This window comes from Vreelandella neptunia (genome assembly GCF_022489065.1).
Classification (GTDB): Bacteria; Pseudomonadota; Gammaproteobacteria; order Pseudomonadales; family Halomonadaceae; genus Vreelandella; species Vreelandella neptunia_A.
Window position 1 is genome coordinate 169,554 of sequence record NZ_JAKVTW010000007.1, and the last position, 18,797, is coordinate 188,350.

The following is an 18,797-nucleotide window of genomic DNA, read 5'->3' on the forward strand; positions in this document are numbered from 1 at the left end:
CCTACGCCTGTCTATTCAGACGGCTGCTCATCGGCGGGTGCATCTTCCGGCAGATAAAGCGGCCCTTTCTGTCCACAGCCTGCCAATCCGGTTAATAGCAGGGCGGCAAGGGTCAAGATTGCCAGCGCTTTCATGCGCCCGCCTTGAGCGCAGCCATCGCCTCACGCGCTCGCTGGGCAGCAGCCCGCACCTGATTTGGCGCCGTGCCGCCAATATGGTTACGGGCGGCCACTGAGCCTTCCAGGGTTAACACCTCGAACACATCCTGCTCGATGGTAGCGGAGAACTGCTTAAGCTCATCAAGGCTCATCTCGGAGAGATCTTTTTCAGTCTTGAGGCCATAGGCCACCGACTGACCAACGATTTCATGGGCATCACGGAAGGCCACGCCTTTGCGTACCAGGTAGTCGGCCAGATCCGTCGCGGTGGAGAAACCACGCCGCGCCGCTTCATACATGCTGGCTTTTTTAGGCTCGATAGCGGGCACCATATCGGCAAACGCTTTCAAACAATCGCGTACGGTATCTACCGCATCGAAAAGTGGCTCTTTATCTTCCTGGTTGTCTTTGTTGTAGGCCAGCGGCTGCGACTTCATTAGTGTCAGCAGTGCCATCAAGTGGCCATACACGCGACCGGTCTTGCCACGCACAAGTTCGGGCACATCAGGGTTCTTCTTCTGCGGCATGATGGATGAACCGGTGCAGAAGCGGTCAGGCAGGTCGATAAAGTTGAACTGGGCGCTGGTCCATAGCACCAGCTCTTCGCTCATGCGCGACAGGTGCATCAATAGAATGCTGGCAAAGCTAGTAAATTCGATGGCGAAATCACGATCGGACACGGCGTCTAAGGAGTTTTCCGACGGGCGGTCAAAGCCTAGAAGCTCTGCTGTCACGTGGCGATCAATGGGGTAAGTAGTCCCGGCCAGGGCGGCGGCGCCCAGCGGCATCACGTTAACACGCTTGCGGCAGTCCAACAGGCGTTCATGATCGCGGGCCAGCATCTCTTGCCAAGCCAGAATGTGGTGGCCAAAGGTCACCGGCTGGGCGGTTTGCAGGTGCGTAAAGCCCGGCATGATGGTGTCGGCTTCGCGATCCGCCAGCTCAATCATGCCTTCGCGTAGACGCTTCAGTTCCACTTCGATGACGTCAATCTCATCGCGCATAAACAGGCGGATATCGGTAGCCACTTGGTCGTTTCGCGAACGTCCGGTGTGGAGCTTTTTGCCGGTGATGCCAATTTTGTCGGTCAGGCGCGCTTCGATGTTCATGTGCACATCTTCAAGCGGCACCGACCAGTTGAACTCGCCGCGCTCAATCTCGCCCTGAATCTCATTCAGGCCGCTAATGATCGCATCGCGCTCTTCATCTGTTAGTACACCCACCCGGGCAAGCATCGTGGCGTGGGCAATGGAGCCCTGAATATCCTGACGCGCTAGGCGCTGGTCGAAATTCACAGACGCGGTGAAACGGGCGACAAAGGCATCGGTGGGCTCGCTAAAGCGACCGCCCCAAGACTGATTCGTAGCTTGGCTCATCGAAGGTATATCCTGCTGACAAAACGTAAAAGTCGTTACGGAAAGTGGGAGTCGTTGCGGAAAGTGTACCAGAGTCACCCCGGTCAGCGGCACGCCGTTTTTATCCTGGCGGCGTCAAAGCGCGTGACGTGGCAAATGCTGGCGGCTGGGCCAAGAATGCGCGAAGCGCCTCTAAAGGCATAGGACGCGCGAAGTAGTAGCCCTGAAAATAGTCGCAGTGGCACTGTTCAAGGTAAGCAAACTGCTCTAGCGTCTCTACACCTTCCACCAACACCTCTAGCCCCATTTTGCCCGCCATGGCGACAACGCCATCAATAATGGCCGCATCGTTGCGATCCGTAATCACATCGTGCACAAAGGAGCGGTCAATTTTGATTCTATTAATAGGTAGCCGCTTGAGGTAGCTCAAGCTGGAGAAACCAGTGCCGAAATCATCTAAGGCAATATGCACACCCAAAGCGCGTAAATCCTCTAATGCCTGGATCGCTTGCTCGGCACTATCCATCAACACCCCTTCGGTAATCTCAAGCTCAAGCAGCACTGGCGTAAGGCCACTGTCTGCCAGAACCTGTTCAATAGAGGCTAAAAACCCCGGCCGCTGAAACTGCATAGGGGAAACATTGACAGCCATAGTGATCGGGCCGACCCCCATGGCATTAAGCTCCTGAGCATGCTGGCACGCGGTGCTCAACACCCACTCACTGATCGGCATAATTTGCCCGGTATCTTCTGCCAGACTGATGAAATCAGACGGCGGAATGTTACCCCGCTCTGGGTGTTGCCAGCGGATCAAGGCCTCTACGCCTACGACGCGACCACTGGGAGCATGGATTTGCGGCTGGTAATACAGCGTAAACTGCTGCTGCTCGATGGCTTGCTGAAGTGCGCTGCGCAGACTCACCCGCTCGCTGACCTTAAGATTTAAGTCTTCGGTATACCAGTGGTAGGTATTGCGCCCTCGTCGCTTGGCCTTGTACATGGCCAAATCTGCTTGTTGGATCAACTGGAGGGGATTCTTCATGCTGCCATCGTTAATGGCGATCCCGATACTGGCGGTAATTCGTAGCTCGCTGCCGCGATACCAGTAGGGGGGTGAAAGCCGCTGCAGCACCCGCTCCACCACCTGTATCACATCATTTTCATGGGCTAAGTCAGGCAGCAGCACAACGAACTCGTCACTGCCAAACCGTGCCACGGTGTCCCAGGGGCGCAGCTCGTCTTCAAGGCGCCTGGCGACTTCGATCAAGATAAAGTCACCTACCTCATGACCGAGGGTGTCATTAATCGGTTTGAAATCATCCAGATCAATAAATAGAACGGCGATAAAGCGCTGATAGCGCCGAGCCAATACGCAGCCCTGCTCCAAGCGCTGGCCAAGCATTACACGATTCGGCAAGCCGGTAAGGGCATCATGATTAGCGTTATAGGTCAGTTGGGCCTGATATTCGCGCTGCTCAGAAACATCGTTTTGAACACCCAGGTAGTGCGTTACATCGCCTATTTCATCGCGCACTGGCGAGATATAGAGATCGTTCCAAAAAATTGAGCCGTCACGCCGATAATTGCGGATCACCACGTGCACTTCACGCTGCTCGGAAACGCCTTCTCTAAGCAACTTAATCGTAGCGGGGTCAGTATCTTCGCCTTGCAGGAAACGGCAGTTGCGGCCCAACGCTTCGCTACGTGAATAGCCGGTAATCCGCTCGAAGGCGGTATTCACGTAAACCATGGGCAGGTCGCTGCTTTGGGCATCAACAATAATGACGCCGTTGGTGCTTGATTCTACGCTGCGTTCCAGAAGCTTGAGCTGGTGTTCACTCGCTTTGCGATCGCTAATATCGCGAAAATAAACCGTAAGGCCTTCGACGGAGGGATAGACATGTACTTCAACCCATATACCTAGCCGCGGGTTAAAGGCCTCAAAGTGTACCGCTTTCTGCTGATTTACAGCGCGTTGATACTCGTCATCAAAGCGGCTGCCTTTGGCATCGGGAAAGCTTTGCCAGATGTTCTGGCCCAGCAACTCCCCTTCAGAGCGCTTTAAAATTCGCTCTCCCTCGCGGTTTATGAAAGTGAAACGCCACTGGGTATCTAAGGTAAAAAAACCATCGGTGATACTATCAAGCGTAATGGTCAGTCGTTGGGCAAGCTGAGTTAGGTTCTCACGCAGCTGTTTTTGCTCGGTAATATCCTGTGACGCCCCCTGCACCTGAATAATGGCACCCGTCTCATTGCGCACCGCTTTGCCGATAGCCCTTACCCAAAGATGCTTGCCTTGGCGAGTAATGATCTCAAACTCACCGTCAAAACTGATCCCGCGCTCACAACATGCATTAAACGCCGATAACAGGCGCTCCCGAGAGTTAGGCGAATAAAAGCTGAAAGCCTCTTCAACGGATGGCTGGAACCCTGCAGGCATACCGTGGATATGGCAGAGCTCATCAGACCAAATAGGCACGCCATCGGCCATATCGACATACCAGCCGCCAATAAACGCGGTTTCACCGGCAATATGAAACAACCGCTGATTGCGCAGCAATTGCGCCTGTGCCAACTTCTGCTGCGTGACCTCGCGGGCAATAATATAAATAATATCGCCACCGGCGCTGGGGGTAATCTCAATCCAATGCGTTTGGCCTACTACTGATAAAGCGCGCACCTCAAAGGCCGCCACCACTTCCCCACGCTGCATGCGTGCCATGGCAGCTTCGATCACCGAGTGATCCTGCGGGTCTACCACCACCCCACAACGACGCCCTACTAACGCACTGGCTGAATACCCCAAAAGCGACTCAAAGGCTGGGTTGACCTGAAGCAACCGACCCTCAAAATCCAGGCAGCAGAACAGATCCTGCGAAAGCAGGAAAAACTGATCAAGTTGGCCATGCGGTAACACTATGGGCATAAGGCTTCCTAGGGAACTAATGGGTGCTTTGCAGAGCCAACGTTAACGCCGTTATTTTTACTGTGGCGCCCTGTGCTTTATGATGACACTTATCATAGCTTGACTCGCCGTGTCTGCGGTATAGGGAGAATTACGTGCTATCAATCACAAAACTGCGCATTGCCACGCGTAAAAGTCAATTGGCCTTGTGGCAGGCTGAGTACGTTCGTGACCGTTTAATGGCGGAACACAGTGGCCTAGAAGTCGAGCTTGTAGCACTTTCTACCAAGGGCGATAAAATTCTTGATACGCCGCTTTCCAAGATTGGCGGTAAGGGTTTGTTCGTTAAAGAGCTGGAAGACGCCATGCTGGACGGCCGCGCCGATATCGCCGTGCACTCCATGAAAGATGTGCCGATGCACTTTCCTGAAGGGCTCGGATTGTCGGTTATTTTAGAGGGCGCCGACCCGACCGATGCGTTTGTATCTAATCACTACTCTAACATCAATGAGCTTCCAGAAGGCGCGCGTATTGGTACAGCCAGCCTGCGCCGTGGCCTGCAAATGCGTGAAGCCCGCCCTGACCTGCAAATTCTTAATTTGCGTGGCAACGTGCAAACTCGTCTAGCTAAATTAGATGCCGGTGAATTCGACGCGATTATTCTCGCCACCTCTGGTTTAAAGCGTTTGGGATTGGATGAGCGAATTGCTCAGGCGCTGCCGCCGGAAGTGTGCCTACCCGCCTGTGGGCAAGGTGCATTAGGCATTGAGTGCCGCCTGCATGATCCCGAGCTGATTGCGCTGCTGGCGCCGTTAGATGACGCCGATACCGCTACACGTGTACGTGCCGAAAGGGCCATGAATACCCGCTTAGAGGGCGGCTGCCAAGTACCTATTGCGGGTCATGCGATTCTTGATATCGACAACGAAACCATTTGGTTACGTGGCTTGGTAGGTAACCCCGAGGGTACTGAAGTGCTGCGCGCCGAAGGTCGTGGTTCCATGCATGAGCCCGAAGCGCTGGGCATTCGCATTGCCGAAGAATTACTCGACCAGGGCGCTGGCGATATTTTGGCAGAGGTTTACGGCCGCGAAATATGAGCCAACCGGTACTGATCTGCCGCCCCGGCGAGCGCGGTGAAGCGCTCGCCACTGCTCTTCGCGAAAAGGGCGAGAGCGTTGAATCACTAGATGTGATGCAACTCGAAGCACTGCCTGAAGACCCGGCAATGCGCCGCATATGGTTAGATATTGATCAGTACCATAAGATAATCGTCATCAGCCCTTTTGCCGCCCTCTGTTTAGATGAGGCGCTGGATCGCTACTGGCCTCAACTGCCAGTAGGCATTGACTACTATAGTGTGGGTAGCGCGACCGCGAGTACACTGTTTGATCGACTGGGTGTTCGCGTACATGTGCCCTCGCCCACTGCGGGTGAAGACACCAGTGAAGCACTGCTTGAGCTTGCATCGTTGCAGCAGCTAGCGCACCAGCGTGTTCTACTAGTGGCAGGAGAAGGTGGCCGCCCACTGCTCGCTGAAAAACTTGCTGAACGGGGAGCACAAGTGACCCGCGTTGCCGTGTATCGACGCCGCTTTCTCCCTTTGGCATCTACTCAGCAGACGCACCTGCTATCGGGAAATTACCGGGCGTTGATCGTCACCAGCAGCGAACTGCTGGAACATCTGGCAAAATGGTGCAATCAGGCGGCCTTGAACCAACCGCTAATCGTTTCCAGTCGCCGTTTGGCTACACTGGCTGGCATACTGGGTTTTTGTGACCTCAAGGTGGCGTCCGGAGCAACGCCGGCTGCGTTGATAGCGGCGTTGGAGACCTGCGACCCACAGGGTGCCGATGTCGATCAAGGAACTTACTAAGGGCTAGCGACAGATGAGCAAACAAGTAAACGATCAGGACGATGTACAACCGACGTCCGCCGATGCCTCTCAAGGCGTCCCTAAAACGACCGACAAAGCAGCTTCCACGACCGACGCGACCGAGCCGAGCACGGCGCCTACCTCGCAAAGCTCAGCGACCCCATCACAAAGTGGCGCTAAAAATAGTCGTTCGCGGCGGCGTGGCAAGGGATCCCCTAATGCGGGCTCAACGGCCGCTAGCACCTCAGAGACAAGTACTTCAGAGCCAAGCACTCTGGAGGCCAACACGCCTCAGACGGGCACTAAATCAGCAGATGTAACGCCCCCTAATGCCAGTGCCTCAGACACGACTAAAGAAAGCATGACTAAAAAAAGTACGGATAAAGAAAACACCAGCACTACCCCATCTAAGCCAAGTGGCGCGGCGGCATCCAGCCCTTCGAACACCCCGGCAAGCGCTTCCAATTCAAGTTCTGCGGCAGCAAAACCTACTCCTGCAAAGCCTACTCCTGATAAGGATGGCAATGGCCCTACACCGCCGCCCAGCCATAATAGCGGTGGCAGTGCGAGCGGTGGTGGTGGTGGACAAGGTAGTGGTGGAAAGGGCAGTGGTGGCAAGGGCAGCGGCCTTGCCATTGCCCTGGTGCTTATTCTGGCAATTGCCTTAGCGTTAGTGGCTTGGCAAGGCTGGCAGCGCCTGGATAACCAGCAGCAGCGTATCGACGAGCTAGCGCAACAGGCGGAAGGTAGCGCATCGCAGCAAGCGGTTAGCGACCTGGAATCGCGTTTAGACAGCGGCGAAGCAGAGCGCGATGAAGCGATCCAAAGCACCATGGGTGAGCTACGCGACGAATTTGATAACTACCGCAGTGATGTCGACGAGACGTTGGGCCAAGTGCTGGATCAGCTCTCTCAAGAGCAGGACACCGACGAGCGCGAGTGGCTACATGCTGAAGCAGCTTATCTACTCCGCCTGGCCAATCAGCGTCTTCAGTTAGAAGGCGACGTTGAAGGCGCGGCCGCGCTACTGCGCACTGCCGATGCACGCCTTGTCGATGCTGACAACCCAGCGCTGACCACGGTACGTAGCGAAATTGCCAGTGAGCTAGCAGCGCTTGACGCCGTGCCCCAGATTGACCGCACCGGCATTTACTTGGCGCTGAATGCCCAGCAGGAGCGCATTTCAGGCCTGCGTCTTTCTCAAGAAATTGAAGAACAGGCGGTAACCTCAGGTATCGAACAGCCACCTACCGGTACTTTCCAGCGCCAGCTCGCTCGCTTTGGCCAAGAGCTCAAAGATCTGGTGGTCATTCGCCATCACGATGAAGCGCTTGAAGCACTCATTACGCCGGAGCAAGAGTCTTATCTGCGCCAGAGCCTGCGCTTAGTACTGGAGCAGTCTCAGTTGGCACTGCTCAACGAAGAGCAAGAGCTGTATGAAGCGAGTATCGATAAAGCCATTGAGCTGCTAAACGGCTACTACGATACCTCACGTGAAGAAGCACAAAGCGTTATCACACGGCTGCAAGAGCTTAAGCAAGCCCAGGTAAAACCGGAGCTGCCGGATATTAGTGCTTCACAGCAGGAGCTCGCACGCTTTATCGAGAACCGCTATGAGACGCGTGGCCAAAGCGGAGGTGATTCATGAGAAAGCTTGTTCTCCTCATTGTCGCAGGCCTTGCCGTCGGTGCCCTGTTTGGGCACCTGATGATGTCGGTGCCGGGCTACTGGCTCATCCGGGTGGGTGACTCCTCTATTCAAACCTCGTTTTGGTTTGGCTTGGTGCTGCTCTTCGCTGCCTTTATTGTTCTGCACTTTGTCCTTCGCCTCCTCAGCGGCATTATCCGCCCCATGGGGCGCTTTCGCAGCTGGAACAGCCGCGCCCGTAACCGCCGCGCCATGCAGCGCACCGTGCGTGGCTTGGTAGCGTTGACTGAAGGCCGTTGGAAGAAAGCTGAAAAAACCCTGGTGAATGCCGCCGATGACTCCAGCACACCGTTGGTGAACTACCTATCGGCAGCGCTGGCAGCCCATTACCAGGGCCACCACGCAAAATCCCAGGAGCATCTCAATCAAGCCCAGCTAACCACCGAGGGCGCCGATACCGCCGTGGGCTTAATGCAGGCGCAAATGATGATTGAGCGTCAGCAGCCGGAAGAGGCGCTGGCAATTTTGAATCGCTTGGATAAAAAGCTCTCGAACCACCCACAGGTGCTCAAGCTGCTGAAGCAGGTGCATTTGAGCGTCAATGATTGGGAAGGCCTACGGCGCTTGATTCCACGCCTAGCAGCGCAGAAGTTAATCACTCAGCAAGAGCGCGAGCAGTTGGAGTTTAAGGCCTACCGCGAGCTGATCGTGTTTGAAGCCCAAAACCCCACCAACATCGAGCGCGTGCGCGGCCTTTGGGCTGATATGCCCGACTACCTACGCGGCAACACCGAGCTGATCGTGCTCTACACTGAAGCGCTGATTCAAGCTAACGAAGAGCCCATTGCCGAGCGCTTACTCAACCACTCGCTGGACAACCACTGGGATGCGCGGTTAGTAAAACGCTACGGCCTGCTGAACGTAGACGCGGGACGCCAACTGGTTAAAGCGGAGAAGTGGCTACAGGAACGCCCCAATGACCCCGAGCTACTGCTCGCCTGCGGTCGTCTCTCGCTACGCACCGGCAAATGGGAAAAAGCGCGGGAGTACTTTGAAGCCAGCCAGCGTCAGCGACCCAATGGAGAAGTCTGCGCTGAACTTGCTCGCCTTTATGCAAGCCTTGGTGAGCATAACAAGAGCCAACTCTACTACCGTCATAGCGTCGAAATGCTAGCCAAATCACTACCTTCGCTACCTCAACCTAGCGATGCTAGTGATAGCAAAAGCCCGGCTAATAAACAAACAGACAGCAAAACGATCAAGAAAAGAGCTTAACAACGCTGTTTCAATGATAGTGGTTGAGTTGTAACACGCAAAAGGGTGCCTTATCGGCACCCTTTTGCATGGGCGATTACTTGGCGGGCGAGGTAGGCGCGTCAATGGATGTATCAGCCACCGAGAGAGAGGGTAACGCTGCCGTACAGTGCCCACAACGGGTGGCTTTGATCGGTATCACCATCAAACAGTAAGGGCAGGGCTGCTCTGTTGGGCTTGCAGGCGCCACCGCCTCTTCGCGCTTTAATCGATTGATGGTACGCACCAATAGAAAGACCACAAACGCCACGATCGTAAAGCTAACCACGGCGTTGATAAACAGCCCTAGGTTTAACGTTACCGCCCCCGCTGCCTGGGCATCCGCTAGCGTCGCATAAGGGCCGCCCACCGCCCCTTGGCGTAACACCACAAACAGGTTTGAAAAATCCACACCGCCCACCAACAAACCAATCAGCGGGTTCATCACATCGGCCACCAGGCTCTGCACAATCAGCGTAAACGCCCCGCCGATAATGATACCCACCGCCATATCGACTACGTTGCCCTTTACCGCAAATTCACGAAATTCCTGAAAGAACTTTGCCATTTCTTCGACGTCCCTAACGTTTTCCTGTTAACTCATAGCCAATGCTATTCCATTCAAATAAAAGCATGGGCGACGGCGCGTTAGGCGGCAAGTAAATTTATTGAGGATGACAGCTATGTAAGGTGAGATGGGGGCAGATATCAGCATCACTCTTTATTCACTCACCGTAATCACAGGACACTTGGCAGAGTGGCCAACTTTGTGTGAGACGCTGCCAATCACCACTCCAGCTAAATCACTTAACCCTCGGCTTCCCATCACAATGGTATCGACATTATTGGCGTTGGCGGCCTCTATAATGGCGAGGGCGGGGTCACCTTGCGTCAGCAACTCTTCAATGTGCTTAGCGCCCTCTGCCTGCGCGGAACCCACCGCCTGGATCAGCAGCTGTTCACCCACCTTCTCGCGTTCAGCAAGTGTAGTGCCTGCATCAATAGCACCAATGCCCCATACCAGTGTGGTCGCATAGGCAAGCGTTTCAGGTACATGTAGCAAGTAGAGCGTTGAGCCTTCTCTATCCAGAAGCTTACAAGCCACCTTCAAAGCTTGTTTAGCGCTCTCCGATCCGTCGATAGGAACTAAAATACGCGCATACATGACAGGTCTGCCCCTTTTTATTCTAGCGTTCATTACTAAAGTCGTAGTCGATATTTCGCTTTTAAACGTTTAAATGCTGGTAGCGTTATGGCGCTTGGTTAGGCTGGATTTAAGGTTGCTTCAATACGTGAAAAGCATCGCCAGCATGGTAACAAGCGAATAACAAAGCCAATATTGTTTAAGTAGCCGCTCATACCTTGGAGGTATCATGGAACTACGCCACCTGAGGTACTTCTGCGTTGTCGCTGAAGAGCTTAACTTTACCTGTGCGGCTGAACGGTTGCATATGTCTCAACCGCCTCTTTCCCGTCAAATCAAACAATTAGAACAAGAGGTGGGAGCTGAACTGTTTGAACGGAGCTCAAGAGGATTGCGTTTGACGCCGCCAGGTGTCTTTTTTCAGCAGCACGCTCTGCAGATTTTAGAGAAAGTGGAAGTCACCATTGATGCCACTCGCCACATGGCACGTAGCAAACGTGCACTATTTGGCATTGGTTTTGTACCCTCCGTGTTTTACGGACAGCTCCCTATGCTCGTACGTGATTTACGCCGCCTGGATAATGTTGAACTCTCGCTGGCAGAGCTTACGACAGTACAACAAATTCAGGCGCTCAAAGCGGGTCGCATCGACATGGGCTTTGGACGCCTACGCATTGATGATCCCGACGTCGAGCAGGAGATTCTTTTCGATGAACCATTGATTGCCGCCGTTTCGAGCGGTCATCCATTAGAGGGCACTACCCCTACCTGCGAGGAGCTGGCTCGCTTTCCACTCATTCTCTTCCCCGCTAAGCCACGCCCTAGCCTGGCAGACATGGTACTCGGCATTTTCCGCCGCCAAGGCCTAAAAGTGGAGGTTGTACAGGAGGCAAATGAGGTTCAGACAGCGCTCAGCCTTGTCGCCTCAGGTATCGGCATTACGCTGGTTCCGGAACAGGTGAAACGCGTGCAACGAGATGGCATTGCCTACGTCACATTAGCTGATAAGACCATAACCTCCCCCGTTATTTGCAGTCGTCGGCGCGGCGAAAAACCCTCGCCTCTTATGCAGGAAGCCAACGCTATCTTAGAGGTGCTGGTGGAGAACCGCCGCTCCGGCCGTTACCCGTGATTATCCTTTTTTAGGGACGCAACACGGCCACCGGGCAAGTCGTTTCGTGCAGCACTTCATGGCTGACGCTGCCAGCCACTACTTGCGAAAGGCCGCTACGCCCATGGGTGGTCATGGCCAGCATCGTATTATGGCTACCCGCTAAGTAGCTGACGATAGAGGCCGCAGGGTCACCATGCAGCACCTCCCAATCAACCTCTAACGCTTGCTCGATCTCGACACGGCGTGCCAAAGCGCTCAGATAAGCTGACTCCATGATATCGGTATGGCCCAGTACCGTTGGCTTTCTATCGCCATTGGCATCCATCACCTGCAGTAGCTGCAAACGAGCTCCCAACCGCTTCACCAAGGCTGAGGCATAGGGCAAGATTTGTTCTGATAGCTTAGAGCCATCGACGCAAACGGCTAATACGTCAACACGCTGGTGAGCACGGCTGTCATAGCGTGGGCCGCACAAGTAAACCGGGCGGTGGGCTCGACGTACAACACCGGCAGTTACGCTTCCTATCAGCATTTCCGGCACTGGGCGGCGACCATGGGCCATCATACATAGCCCGGTCTCTTCACGGCTGGCAAGCTCACCGAGGTACTCCTTGGCGCTATCATGGGAAACGACATCAATGTGTACTGTTTCGAAATGATGCACCGATAGGCGCTCCTGCAGTTTAACGCGCCTGGAGACTATCTCATCCTGCACTGGCACCACTGAGATAGCGCTTACATCTATGCCTAGTTGGTTTGCAAACTTCTGACCAAACTCCAGTGCATGCAAAGAACCTTCACTATCATCAATTGCCACAACGATCTTTTCCATGATTACACTCCAACTACCGCTTAAGTAGTGTCTACTGTTATTGGGTTTTATGGTTAAGCGAGTTAAAACGTCGATGCAGCAGGTTGTAGGCAAGGGCGCCAACAACGACTCCCCAAAAGGCAGAGCCTAGTCCTAAAAAGCTAACGCCAGATGCCGTGGCAATGAAGGTAATAACAGAGGCTTCCAGATGGTTTTTTTCGGCAGCAAACGCACTGATATTGCTGCTGATGGCGCCAATAAGTGCTAGGCCCGCAAGTACAGCCACAAATTCCCCCGGCAATGAGGTAAATAGCGCCACAATAGTGCCAGCAAAGATGCCACCAATTAGATAGAAAACGCCGTTCGCCACTCCAGCAACATAGCGTTTATCAGGGTCTTCGTGCGCTTCCTTGCTCGTGCAGATAGCTGCCGTAATCGCTGCGATCACCGTCGTGATACCGCCGAAAAAAGCGGTGAAGAACGATGTTAAACTGGCCACAATAACGATTGGCTTGGCCGGAGTGGAGTAACCTGAGGTGCGTAAAATGGCCATGCCAGGTAAGAACTGCCCCGTCAGACTAACCAAGACCAGCGGAATAGCCAGGCTCAAGGTAGCGTTCCATGTCCACTCGGGGCGGATAAACTGTGGGTCCGCAAACTGAACGGAAACACCTTCCAGACTTGCGCTTTCTAACAAAACCGCCAAAGTAACCCCGGCAATTAAAAGCAGCACTAAGCTGTAGCGCGGCGTAAGTCGCTTAAATAGTAAATAAGCGATAATCATACCAATCGCCAACGCCGGTACGCTTTCCAAGGAGACGAAGACTCCTACACCAAATTGGAACAGAATTCCCGCCATCATCGCGCTGGCGATACCAGGAGGGATCATTCGAATAATTCTGTCAAAAGAGCCGGTAACACCAATCAAAAAAATAATAACCGCCGCTGTCAGGTAAGCACCTATCGCTTCATTGAGGGACAGGCCTGGGAAGAGTGTCACTAATAACGCAGTGCCAGGTGCCGACCAGGCGGTAACCACCGGCACTTTCAACCACAGACTTAGAAGGATACCCGAGACAGCTGCGCCGATAGAGATTGCCCAGACCCAAGACGTCATCATGGCGTTGGATATCTCGGCGCTCTGAGCTGCCTGAAAAAAGATTGCCAAGGGGCCAGAGTAAGAGACCAGCACTGCCACAAAGCCAGCAGCGATTGCAGGAATCGACAGGTCCTTTAGCAATTGCTTGTGAAATTGCATGCAACACATTTCCCTGTATCAATGAATTTAACGCGATAGCCAACATCAATTCCGGCAAGCATCCACTTGCCGGAACCATGTCAGGCGACCCCGAGATGGGTTTCAAGGATTGAAGGATTGTCTTTTAGCCCCTGGGAATCACCGCTATAGACCACTTCTCCCTTTACCAGCAGCAAGTGTTTTTCAGCTATATCCAGCAGGTTGTCGATATTTTTGTCGACGATAATGGTCGATATTCCAGTTGCCTTGATCTCTCGTATGATCTTCCAGATTTCATCTCGAATCAGCGGCGCAAGCCCTTCAGTCGCCTCGTCAAGAATCATCAGATCGGGATTTGTCGTCAACGCGCGACCAATCGAGAGCATTTGCTGCTCGCCGCCCGAGAGAAAAGAGCCATCGTGGTTAATACGTTGGCCCAAGCGCGGAAACGTATCCAGGACTCGCTCCAGCGTCCAAGGAGACTCCCCACGCGCATTGGGGCGTGCGGCCATAATTAGGTGCTCACGCACACTGATACCTGGAAAAATACCGCGTCCTTCCGGCACGTACCCGATGCCTTGACGAATCAGCTGCCAAGGACGTCGCTTAGTGGCAGAGACCCCTTTGATAAAAACCTCGCCACGGCGTGGTGGAACAAAGCCAAGAATCGACTTCAGCGTCGTGGTCTTGCCCATCCCGTTACGCCCCAGAAGACTCAGCGTTTCGCCAGGCATTAGAGTCAAATCTACCCCATGCAAAATATGGCTCTCACCGTAGTAAGTGTGCAGCCCTCGGGCATCAATCAATGGTGTATTGGTTTGCTCAGCGCTCATGCGGTTGCCCCCTCATCGTGGCGTCCCAGGTAGACATCGCGCACCTTTTCGCTGGAGCGTATCTGTTCTGTCGGCCCGCTCTCTAAAACGCACCCATCAACCATAACGGTGATACGATCTGCAAGCCGGAACACCGAATCCATGTCGTGCTCTATCAATACCAGCGTGTAGCGATCTGTTAGGCTCGCGAGTAATTCAGTGACCTGAACGGTTTCCTCTCGTCCCATTCCTGCCATCGGCTCATCGAGTAGCATCACCGAGGGTGCCGTCGCCAATACCATTGCGATCTGCAGTTGGCGCTGTTCGCCATAGCTCATATCTGATGCGGTCGTATAAGCGCGGTGATTCAATTGACAGGTATCCAACACTTCCTGAGCTCGCTCGCTCACCTGCCGCGCGGTGTGTCGCGAACGCCAACTACCAAACACGCCGCCCATATGAATACGCGCTGCCAGCTCGCAGTTCTGCAGGCAATTCAGGCGCGGAAATATGTTGGTCTTCTGGTGGCTACGACCAATCCCCATGCGCGCAATCTGCCGCGCACTTTTTCCTTGAATGGGACGATCTTTATAGAGCACCTTTCCTTCAGAAGGCGGGATCTCCCCGGAAAGCAGATTGATCAAGGTGCTTTTACCGGCGCCATTAGGACCCAAAATGGCATGTATTTCGTTGGATTTAACATCAAAATCAACGTCATTCACCGCCACTAAACCGCCAAAGCGCCGGGTCAAACCCTGGGTGGCCAAAACAATTTCGTTGCTCATGGCTCAGCTCTCCTTGCGCTGGGGGGTGGGCTTAGCGGAAAGAGCCACCTGCGCCTTCCCATGCTCAGACGCAGTTCCGGGTTCTGTTTGGCGCTTGCTGCGCCAGGGTGGCGCGATAATCAAGCCCGCAATACCCCGTGGGAGCACCAGTACGGCAATGATAATGGTCAGGCCCATCAAAATCGGCCAGTGAGTCGTGGCATGCTCATAGATATAGAGCAAAATTTCGTAAGCAAAGGCGCCTAATATGGGGCCAAAGATAGTACCCATACCGCCTAAAATGAGCATCATCAGCACTTCGCCAGAGGTGTGCCAGCCAAGCTGAGCCGGGTTGGCGAAGCCATACTGCATTGCCGCTAACATGCCAGCAATTGCCGCCATCACCCCAGCGATAACAAAGGCGACTAGTTTGTAGCCGCTAGTGGCATAGCCTAAGGCCTGCATACGGTGCTCGTTATCATGAATACCATCGAGCACTTGGCCGAAGTAAGAACGCGTCAGCCAGCGTAGAAATAAGAAACCAATCAGCAGCATTCCCAAGCAGAAGTAGAAGAAGCTGTAAGGGTTATCCAGGTTTACCAGCGAGGTTTCACCTATCGTCAGACTGGGGCGGAACATGATAAAGACGCCGTCGGTGCCCCCTGCCAGCGGGGAGGTACTAATGAAGTAGTAAAGCATCTGGCCAAACGCCAGTGTTGTCATGATAAAGAAGATGCCTTTAGTGCGGATCACTAAGACGCCAACGATTAGCCCAACACAAGCCGAGACACCCATGACAAGAGGCAGCATCCACCACATTGATGCCGGACTAAAGTCAGGGCTGGCTAACGCCAGGGTGTACGCTCCCAACCCGAAGAAGAGCGCATGCCCCAGACTGACTAAGCCCACAATGCCGACCAACAGATCCAGGCTCATAGCAAACAGCGCCAGGATTAGCATGAGTGTTAGTTTCTCTAACATGAAGTTGGCCTGATTGCCGAACACGGCTTCTCCCCAGAGAGGAAAGGCAGCTACCAACGCCGTTAACACCAGCATGATGTAGGCAACGCGCTTGGGATATCTATGTAACATTGCTTAATCTCCTCACGCGAACAGGCCGCGCGGTTTCACCAGCAACACCGCCGCCATGATCAGGTAAATCACCATGCTGGCGAGGCTGGGGATGAGCACCGCCCCAAAAGTGGTGGCCATGCCAATGATAATGGCGCCCCAAAAGGCTCCTTTAATAGAACCAATCCCACCGATGACCACGACAACAAAGCAGGTGATGAGAATGCTATCGCCCATGCCAGGCGCGATGGAGGTGAGTGGCGCGGCGATCATTCCCGCAAAGGCGGTAAGCGCCACACCGACGCTGAAAATCAGCGTAAAGAGGGTACGGACGTTGATCCCCAGCCCTTCCACCATGTCGCGGTTGGCGGCACCGGCGCGAATAATGATGCCCAGCCGTGTATGGCGCATCACCCAATAAATCACCCCAGCCAATGCTAGGCACACGCCCATCACAAACAGGCGATAGACCGAGTACTGCAGGTTATCCGTCAGTTGAATACTGGCATCAAACGGTGCGGGCACCGCAACACGATGCACATCGCCACCCCAGATAATCCGCTGCGCTTCGTTGAGTACTAAAATCAGCCCGAAGGTCAGCAGTACCTGATACAGATGGTCACGCTTGTAAAGCGTATCGAGAAACAGGCGCTCGATGATGAGCCCCAGAACAATAGCGATGGGGATGGCCGCCAACATGGCCAGCCAAAAATTACCCAGCCGCAGGGTAAGGTCGTAAACCAGATAGGCACCTATCATATACATGGCGCCGTGGGCCAAGTTGATGATTCCCATAATGCCGAAAATCAACGTCAAACCGCTGGCAATTAAGAAGAGCAGCAGGCCGTACTGCAAACCGTTAAGTAGCTGTACGCTGAAAAATGCGAGATCCATAAGATCCCTCCGAGAATCAGAATGAGGGGCGGGGTTGCCCCGCCCCAGAGTGATGCAAGATGCCGTTATATCTGGCAAGCGTCATCAGGGACTTCAAGATTCTCGGAAGCGATACTGACGACCTCATGTTTGCCGTCGCGAATCTCGCGCAGATACACATTCTGGATAGGGTGGTGGGAATCAGAGAAGCTGAGCGGCCCACGGGGACTCGCCAGTTGCACATTGGCTAACACATCGATCAAACGCTCGCGATCCGAGGTATCACCGCCAAGCACTTCAAGCGCCTGAACCAGCATCATGCCCGTGTCGTAACCTTGTACAGCGTAGGTGTCCGGAGTTTCCCCGTAGGCATTCTCGTAGGCTGATACGAAGGACTGATTAGCGTCATTTTCGAGGGTCTCTGCATAGTGCAGCGTGGTCATTACGCCTTCACCTGCATCGCCCAGGGCTGTTAAATTACCCTCAGTAAGGAAGCCGGAACCTAATAACGGAATGCTTTCTTTGAGCCCGGCTGCGGCATAATCCCGAACAAAGCTAACGCCGCCACCGCCCGCAAAGAAGGTGTAAACCGCGTCAGGCTCAAGACTGGCAATTTGCGTCAGGTAACTCTGAAATTCCGTGCTGGGGAATGGCACTAAAATTTGCTCGACGATTTCACCACCTTCAGCGGTAAATGCTTCCTCAAAGCCTGCCAAATCTTCCTTGCCACCAGCGTAATCCCAAGTAATGGTTACAATCTTGCGATGCCCTTGATCGTAAGCCACTTTGCCCATGGGGTAGCTGTCTTGCCACATGCTGAACGAGGTGCGGAACACGTTTGGCATGCATAGCTCATTAGTAGCGGCTCCCAATCCCGCATTAGGAATAATGGTGATGGCACCGGTCTGTTTGGCCACTCGCAACATGCCCATGGCAACACCCGAGTGTACGGGCCCAATCACGAAATCCACATCGTCGCCATTGACCAGACGGCTCATGTTTTGAGGCGCTTTAGATGGATCAGCTTCCGAATCTAGCTCAATGTATTCCACCTCGCGGCCGCCCAACTGACCGCCCTCCTCCTCAATGGCCAATTTCAAACCATTAGTGATGGCCTCTCCAAGGGCGGTGTAGGTACCTGAATAGGGAAGCATCAAGCCAAGTTTCACCGCATCTTCATTGGCGACGACACTTCCTGCTGTCAGCATGGCAGTGGCACTAAGGAGCGTGGCTAGGGAAGTCTTTTTAAATGTTTTCATTATATTTTCACCAGGGTTCAGTTGTTATGGAGTTGTTTTGGCTAAGAATACAGCAGTAAGCGACATCCCTGTCCCATCAGGTCACACGTGGTACACGTCGATGACCTGGTGGATATAGTCGTTATTCAACTGCACGACTTTTCTTGTGATTAATGGGCTCTCTCCCGACACGTCCAGGGTATAGAAGCACGTGCCGAAGAAGCTGTCGGTCTTCTTGTAACGGTGGTTGAGCGTGTGCCAGTTAAAGCGCAGTTCCACCGTGTCGCCGTCTTGCGACAGGATTTCCAGGTTGGTCACCTGGTGGGTGGTGCGCGGTTCCGGCGTGCTCGCCCCGCTGCGCTCGGTCTTGATCCGGTAGACCCGGTCTTCCAGCCCGTCGCGGTTGGGGTAGTAGATCAACGAGATCTCGCTGTGCGGGTCGCGGGTGAGCTGGTCGTCGTCGTCCCAGGCGGGCATCCAGAACTCGGCGTCCTTGCGA

At 54.0% G+C, this 18,797-nt stretch carries 18 protein-coding genes; 5 read left to right on the top strand and 13 right to left on the bottom strand.

Going from position 1 to position 18,797, the window contains the following annotated elements; all coding sequences use genetic code 11:
* Window positions 1-11: 11 nt before the first annotated feature.
* The 3 genes from lptM to MLE19_RS11860 form a co-directional block, all read right to left on the bottom strand.
* The gene (lptM, locus tag MLE19_RS11850; RefSeq protein ID WP_240718390.1) at window positions 12-134 is read right to left on the bottom strand and encodes an LPS translocon maturation chaperone LptM; all 123 of its coding nucleotides are present in this window, start codon (window positions 132-134) and stop codon (window positions 12-14) included.
* Complete coding sequence (argH, locus tag MLE19_RS11855) at window positions 131-1,534, bottom strand: argininosuccinate lyase (protein WP_240718391.1); 1,404 nt, start codon at window positions 1,532-1,534, stop codon at window positions 131-133. The genes lptM and argH overlap by 4 nt, the downstream gene beginning before the upstream one ends.
* A 100-nt stretch (window positions 1,535-1,634) precedes the next feature.
* On the bottom strand, window positions 1,635-4,439 hold the full coding sequence (locus MLE19_RS11860; RefSeq protein ID WP_240718392.1) for a bifunctional diguanylate cyclase/phosphodiesterase: 2,805 nt from the start codon (window positions 4,437-4,439) through the stop codon (window positions 1,635-1,637).
* A 134-nt stretch (window positions 4,440-4,573) separates the two neighbouring features.
* Here MLE19_RS11860 and hemC point away from each other — a divergent pair, with 134 nt between their 5' ends.
* From hemC to MLE19_RS11880, 4 genes are read left to right on the top strand one after another with little or no spacing between them, the layout of a single operon-like run.
* Window positions 4,574-5,518 carry a hydroxymethylbilane synthase gene (gene hemC, locus MLE19_RS11865; RefSeq protein WP_240718393.1) on the top strand — a complete coding sequence of 315 codons (945 nt, stop codon included), beginning with the start codon at window positions 4,574-4,576 and terminating at the stop codon, window positions 5,516-5,518.
* A complete protein-coding gene (locus MLE19_RS11870) occupies window positions 5,515-6,294 on the top strand; it encodes a uroporphyrinogen-III synthase (protein WP_240718394.1) in 780 nt (259 codons plus the stop codon). Before hemC ends, MLE19_RS11870 begins: the two co-directional genes overlap by 4 nt.
* Window positions 6,295-6,307: 13 nt before the next feature.
* On the top strand, window positions 6,308-7,942 hold the full coding sequence (locus MLE19_RS11875; RefSeq protein ID WP_240718395.1) for a uroporphyrinogen-III C-methyltransferase: 1,635 nt from the start codon (window positions 6,308-6,310) through the stop codon (window positions 7,940-7,942).
* Window positions 7,939-9,216: a heme biosynthesis HemY N-terminal domain-containing protein gene (locus MLE19_RS11880; RefSeq protein ID WP_240718396.1), complete on the top strand. Its 1,278-nt coding sequence runs from the start codon at window positions 7,939-7,941 to the stop codon at window positions 9,214-9,216. Before MLE19_RS11875 ends, MLE19_RS11880 begins: the two co-directional genes overlap by 4 nt.
* 76 nt (window positions 9,217-9,292) lie before the next feature.
* Here MLE19_RS11880 and mscL read toward each other — a convergent pair whose 3' ends face one another.
* Both mscL and MLE19_RS11890 read right to left on the bottom strand, forming a co-directional pair.
* The gene (mscL, locus tag MLE19_RS11885; protein ID WP_240718397.1) at window positions 9,293-9,802 is read right to left on the bottom strand and encodes a large-conductance mechanosensitive channel protein MscL; all 510 of its coding nucleotides are present in this window, start codon (window positions 9,800-9,802) and stop codon (window positions 9,293-9,295) included.
* A gap of 153 nt (window positions 9,803-9,955) precedes the next feature.
* Window positions 9,956-10,399 carry a universal stress protein gene (locus MLE19_RS11890; RefSeq protein ID WP_240718398.1) on the bottom strand — a complete coding sequence of 148 codons (444 nt, stop codon included), beginning with the start codon at window positions 10,397-10,399 and terminating at the stop codon, window positions 9,956-9,958.
* A 208-nt stretch (window positions 10,400-10,607) separates the two neighbouring features.
* Between MLE19_RS11890 and MLE19_RS11895 the strand changes: the two genes are divergently transcribed.
* On the top strand, window positions 10,608-11,510 hold the full coding sequence (locus MLE19_RS11895) for a LysR family transcriptional regulator (protein WP_240718399.1): 903 nt from the start codon (window positions 10,608-10,610) through the stop codon (window positions 11,508-11,510).
* A gap of 10 nt (window positions 11,511-11,520) precedes the next feature.
* Here the strand turns inward: MLE19_RS11895 and MLE19_RS11900 are convergent, their stop codons facing one another.
* The 8 genes from MLE19_RS11900 to MLE19_RS11935 form a co-directional block, all read right to left on the bottom strand.
* Entirely contained in the window at window positions 11,521-12,324 is an 804-nt protein-coding gene (locus tag MLE19_RS11900; RefSeq protein ID WP_240718400.1) for a universal stress protein, read from the bottom strand.
* Window positions 12,325-12,361: 37 nt separating this feature from the next.
* Window positions 12,362-13,561 (bottom strand): benzoate/H(+) symporter BenE family transporter, encoded by a 1,200-nt coding sequence (locus MLE19_RS11905; protein WP_306420912.1) that lies wholly within the window; start codon window positions 13,559-13,561, stop codon window positions 12,362-12,364.
* A gap of 80 nt (window positions 13,562-13,641) precedes the next feature.
* On the bottom strand, window positions 13,642-14,373 hold the full coding sequence (locus MLE19_RS11910; RefSeq protein WP_240718402.1) for an ABC transporter ATP-binding protein: 732 nt from the start codon (window positions 14,371-14,373) through the stop codon (window positions 13,642-13,644).
* Window positions 14,370-15,137 carry an ABC transporter ATP-binding protein gene (locus tag MLE19_RS11915; RefSeq protein ID WP_240718403.1) on the bottom strand — a complete coding sequence of 256 codons (768 nt, stop codon included), beginning with the start codon at window positions 15,135-15,137 and terminating at the stop codon, window positions 14,370-14,372. Before MLE19_RS11915 ends, MLE19_RS11910 begins: the two co-directional genes overlap by 4 nt.
* Before the next feature lie 3 nt (window positions 15,138-15,140).
* A complete protein-coding gene (locus tag MLE19_RS11920; RefSeq protein WP_240718404.1) occupies window positions 15,141-16,208 on the bottom strand; it encodes a branched-chain amino acid ABC transporter permease in 1,068 nt (355 codons plus the stop codon).
* A 12-nt stretch (window positions 16,209-16,220) separates the two neighbouring features.
* Window positions 16,221-17,081: a branched-chain amino acid ABC transporter permease gene (locus MLE19_RS11925; RefSeq protein WP_035563485.1), complete on the bottom strand. Its 861-nt coding sequence runs from the start codon at window positions 17,079-17,081 to the stop codon at window positions 16,221-16,223.
* A gap of 65 nt (window positions 17,082-17,146) precedes the next feature.
* A complete protein-coding gene (locus MLE19_RS11930; RefSeq protein ID WP_240718405.1) occupies window positions 17,147-18,319 on the bottom strand; it encodes an ABC transporter substrate-binding protein in 1,173 nt (390 codons plus the stop codon).
* Between the two features lie 81 nt (window positions 18,320-18,400).
* Window positions 18,401-18,797 (bottom strand): aromatic-ring-hydroxylating dioxygenase subunit beta (locus tag MLE19_RS11935; protein ID WP_240718406.1); only part of this gene is annotated, 397 nt, incomplete at its 5' end.

What these genes read in the sequence shown, in the direction of transcription:
- lptM (WP_240718390.1), bottom strand. Translation starts at nt 134, where the DNA reads ATGAAAGCGCTGGCAATCTTGACCCTTGCCGCCCTGCTATTAACCGGA.
- argH (WP_240718391.1), bottom strand. Translation starts at nt 1,534, where the DNA reads ATGAGCCAAGCTACGAATCAGTCTTGGGGCGGTCGCTTTAGCGAGCCC.
- MLE19_RS11860 (WP_240718392.1), bottom strand. Translation starts at nt 4,439, where the DNA reads ATGCCCATAGTGTTACCGCATGGCCAACTTGATCAGTTTTTCCTGCTT.
- MLE19_RS11870 (WP_240718394.1), top strand. Translation starts at nt 5,515, where the DNA reads ATGAGCCAACCGGTACTGATCTGCCGCCCCGGCGAGCGCGGTGAAGCG.
- MLE19_RS11875 (WP_240718395.1), top strand. Translation starts at nt 6,308, where the DNA reads ATGAGCAAACAAGTAAACGATCAGGACGATGTACAACCGACGTCCGCC.
- MLE19_RS11880 (WP_240718396.1), top strand. Translation starts at nt 7,939, where the DNA reads ATGAGAAAGCTTGTTCTCCTCATTGTCGCAGGCCTTGCCGTCGGTGCC.
- mscL (WP_240718397.1), bottom strand. Translation starts at nt 9,802, where the DNA reads ATGGCAAAGTTCTTTCAGGAATTTCGTGAATTTGCGGTAAAGGGCAAC.
- MLE19_RS11890 (WP_240718398.1), bottom strand. Translation starts at nt 10,399, where the DNA reads ATGTATGCGCGTATTTTAGTTCCTATCGACGGATCGGAGAGCGCTAAA.
- MLE19_RS11895 (WP_240718399.1), top strand. Translation starts at nt 10,608, where the DNA reads ATGGAACTACGCCACCTGAGGTACTTCTGCGTTGTCGCTGAAGAGCTT.
- MLE19_RS11900 (WP_240718400.1), bottom strand. Translation starts at nt 12,324, where the DNA reads ATGGAAAAGATCGTTGTGGCAATTGATGATAGTGAAGGTTCTTTGCAT.
- MLE19_RS11905 (WP_306420912.1), bottom strand. Translation starts at nt 13,561, where the DNA reads ATGCAATTTCACAAGCAATTGCTAAAGGACCTGTCGATTCCTGCAATC.
- MLE19_RS11910 (WP_240718402.1), bottom strand. Translation starts at nt 14,373, where the DNA reads ATGAGCGCTGAGCAAACCAATACACCATTGATTGATGCCCGAGGGCTG.
- MLE19_RS11915 (WP_240718403.1), bottom strand. Translation starts at nt 15,137, where the DNA reads ATGAGCAACGAAATTGTTTTGGCCACCCAGGGTTTGACCCGGCGCTTT.
- MLE19_RS11920 (WP_240718404.1), bottom strand. Translation starts at nt 16,208, where the DNA reads ATGTTACATAGATATCCCAAGCGCGTTGCCTACATCATGCTGGTGTTA.
- MLE19_RS11925 (WP_035563485.1), bottom strand. Translation starts at nt 17,081, where the DNA reads ATGGATCTCGCATTTTTCAGCGTACAGCTACTTAACGGTTTGCAGTAC.
- MLE19_RS11930 (WP_240718405.1), bottom strand. Translation starts at nt 18,319, where the DNA reads ATGAAAACATTTAAAAAGACTTCCCTAGCCACGCTCCTTAGTGCCACT.